This is a genomic window from Micromonospora foliorum (assembly GCF_022229015.1).
In the GTDB taxonomy this organism is placed as follows: Bacteria; Actinomycetota; Actinomycetes; order Mycobacteriales; family Micromonosporaceae; genus Micromonospora; species Micromonospora foliorum.
This window is the reverse complement of record NZ_JAKKFF010000537.1, coordinates 1-1473: the sequence shown is the minus strand read 5'-3', so window position 1 is coordinate 1473 and position 1473 is coordinate 1. Positions and strand designations below refer to the sequence as shown.

Sequence of the window (1473 nt, the reverse complement as noted above, 5' to 3'; positions counted from 1 at the left end):
GTGGCCGAGCTGACCGGCGACGCCGGCCGGCGGCGGGCCTACGGGCTGGCCGCCCGGGTCGCGGTCAGTCGCCGCAGCTGGGCGGCGGTCGGCGACGAGCTGGTCGGGCACTACCACGCGGTACGTACCGTTGCCGCCACCGTCGGCCTGCCGGCCGCCTCGTGACCCGCACCGCCGGTGGACTGCGGATCGTGCGGCTCGCCAACTTCGTCACGGAACGCTCCGGCGGCCTGCGTACCGCGCTGCGGCATCTCGGTGCGGGCTACCGAGCAGCCGGGCATGATCCGGTGCTGGTGATACCCGGGCAGCGGGCCGCCGACGAGACGTACCCGTGGGGGCGGGTGGTCACCCTGCCCGGGCCGCGGTTGCCGGTCAGCGGTGGCTACCGGCTGCTGACCGGCCGACGCCGGTTGGCCCGGCTCCTCACCGACCTGGCACCGGACCGGTTGGAGGTCTCCGACCGGTCGTCGCTGCGTTGGACGGGCCGGTGGGCGCGGGCGCACGGGGTGCCGTCGGTGATGGTGTCGCACGAGTCGCTGACCGGGCTGCTCGGCCAGTGGGGTGTGCCGGACGCGCTGCGCCGTCCGACCGCCGACCGGCTCAATCGGGCGACGAGTCGGGCGTACGACCGGATCGTCTGCACGACCCGGTGGGCGGCCGAGGAGTTCGACCGGATCGGCGCCGACAACGTGGATCTGGTGCCGCTCGGGGTGGACCTGGACACCTTCGCCCCGCACCGGGCCGACCCGCGGGTGCGGGAGCGGTACGCCGGCCCCGGCGAGTTGCTGTTGGTGCACTGCGCGCGGCTGTCCCCGGAGAAGAGACCGGAGTTGGCCGTGCGGACCCTCGCCGAGCTGCGCCGGGCGGGCGTACCTGCGGTGCTGGTGATGGCCGGCGACGGCCCGTTGCGCGGCGCGCTGGCCCGCCGGGCGGCGGGGCTGCCGGTCACGTTCACCGGCTTCCTGCCGGACCGCGCCGCGGTGGCCGCGTTGCTGGCCAGCGCGGACGTGGTGCTGGCGCCGGGCCCGGTGGAGACGTTCGGTCTCGCCGGCCTGGAGGCTCTGGCCTGCGGCACTCCGGTGGTGGTCAACGCGGCCAGCGCGCTGCCCGAGGTGGTCGGCGAGGCCGGGTTGGCGGCGTACGGCTCGGGGGTGGCGATGGCGGCGGCGGTGAGCCGCCTGGTGGCCCGGCCGGAGGCGCGGCGGCGGCGGGCCGCCCGGGCGCGGGCCGAGGAGTTCGGCTGGCCGGCGGCGGTCGCCGGGTTCCTCGGTGTGCACGGCGCGGACGTTCTCCGGGGCACCCCGAGCGAGGTGGATCGCCGCACCGCATAGGGTGCAGGGATGGCGCGACCTGACGGGCGAGGGCCCTCTCAACTTCGACCGGTGACCCTGACCCGTGGCTGGAGCACCCATCCCGAGGGTTCGGTGCTCGTCGAGTTCGGCGGCACCCGGGTGCTCTGCACGGCGAGCGGCC

The 1473-nt window shown here is 76.4% G+C and carries 1 protein-coding gene and 1 pseudogene; both read left to right on the top strand.

The annotated features are described in order from the left end of the window. Positions 1-161: 161 nt before the first annotated feature. The gene (locus PSH25_RS29755) at positions 162-1331 is read left to right on the top strand and encodes a glycosyltransferase (protein ID WP_238662168.1); all 1170 of its coding nucleotides are present in this window, start codon (positions 162-164) and stop codon (positions 1329-1331) included. A 9-nt stretch (positions 1332-1340) separates the two neighbouring features. Continuing rightward, a pseudogene (rph, locus tag PSH25_RS29750) lies at positions 1341-1473 on the top strand (ribonuclease PH); the annotation flags it as partial.